The 1,576-nt window shown below is 47.4% G+C and carries 1 protein-coding gene; it reads left to right on the top strand.

Going from position 1 to position 1,576, the window contains the following annotated elements; all coding sequences use genetic code 11:
• The first annotated feature begins 236 nt into the window (after positions 1-236).
• Positions 237-1,445, top strand: a complete 1,209-nt coding sequence (locus QUB44_RS30825) for a tetratricopeptide repeat-containing serine protease family protein (RefSeq protein ID WP_333373710.1) — start codon at positions 237-239, stop codon at positions 1,443-1,445.
• The last annotated feature ends 131 nt before the right edge of the window (positions 1,446-1,576 follow it).

Consider the following 1,576-nt stretch of genomic DNA (forward strand, 5'->3'; position numbering starts at 1 on the left):
TCTTCGTAGTTCATATTATTAAGCTAATTTTTTCTTTTATTTTACCTAGAAAGAGCGCACTTTCGCAAGAGGTCTAGCGAATCGCGGAACAAAAAAGCGAGTAAAATTATCACTAAAGAACAAAGCCGAGATTTTTTGCGTCAAATCAGTAATAAAACTAAACAGAAAAAAGCACAAACCGCCGATCGCCCTTTATCCCCCAAATCCCGCTACCCAACTACAAATTACCAATAGCCATGAATATAAACTTTTCTCGTTACGACACCTTAACCACCTTGCTAGCAGGAACTACCGCAGCCTTAACCATAGTCATCAGTCAGCCCGCGATCGCCAAAACGCCCCAAGAAGTCGCCAGCATTGCCGGGCCGCTGACAGTACAAATTAACAGTTCCCTCGGAGACGGTTCTGGCGTAATTATTGCCAAAACAGGTAAAACTTACACAGTTTTAACAGTCAACCACGTCGTAGAAAAAGCAGACGTTAAATACACCGTTCGCACCTCTAAAGGCAAAAACTATCAAGCAACTGCAGTCACCCGCTTGCAAACCGCCGAAACTGACCCGGATTTAGCCGTAGTCAAATTTGAAAGCCCCGAAGAATATCCAGTGGCGACGATCGCCGATTCCGATCAAGCCGTCATCGGCACTCAAATCTTCGTTTACGGCTATCCCGCTACGGGCGGACTTTTCGGCGCCGAACGAGAACCAGAACTCTCTCCCGGACTCGTTACCAGCCGCCCGGGCAACCGCCCGGAAGGTTACACTTTGCGGTATCAGGCAGTAACTTGGAGCGGTATGAGTGGCGGCCCAGTTTTTGACTCCGAAGGCCGAGTCATCGGTTTACACGGACAAGGGGAATTCGGTTTCGCGCAAACGAGTTCCGGCGAAGTCGCCCCAATTAAAACCGGATTTAACGCAGCAGTTCCCATCAATACATTTATCGCGAAGCTAGTGGCGGCGGGAATCAACAAATCCGAGTTGAAAGTAGACAATACTCCCGCAACGATCGGCCCGGTATCCACCGCCAATCCGCAAGACGCCCAAGCCTATTATTTTCGAGGACTTTCGCTGTTAGATCAAGGAGATGCTTCGGGGGCTTTGGAGGCGATCGCCGATTTCAACAGAGCACTCGCTTTCAAGCCCCAATATACCCCTGAATTGTATTTTAATATCGGTAATGCCCGCACTTTATACGTCGCCCTACTAGATCCCGCATTGGACAACGGCCGCTATCCAAACCCTATTGGAGCATACACGGAGGCGATCAAAGCCAATCCCGGTTTTGCCGACGCCTACTACAACAGAGCTTTAGCTTACCTTGTAAAAAAAGACAAACCCAAAGCAATTGCCGACTTTCAAAAAGCAGCAGAACTTTACAAGCAAGGCGGCAGAACAAGTGCCTATCAAGACGCGCTCAACCGAATCAAAAAATTGCAGGAGAATTAGAAGTTAAGAATTAAGAATTAAAACGATCGATCGCCCTAAATCCGCAAATTATCCCTACCCAACTACAAATTACCAATAGCCATGAATATAAACTTTTCTCGTTACGACACCTTAACCACCTTGCTAGCAGG

This window comes from Microcoleus sp. AT3-D2 (genome assembly GCF_036705715.1).
Taxonomy (GTDB): Bacteria; Cyanobacteriota; Cyanobacteriia; order Cyanobacteriales; family Microcoleaceae; genus Microcoleus.

Coding starts and splice junctions, on each gene's coding strand:
- QUB44_RS30825 (WP_333373710.1), top strand. CDS start 237: ATGAATATAAACTTTTCTCGTTACGACACCTTAACCACCTTGCTAGCA.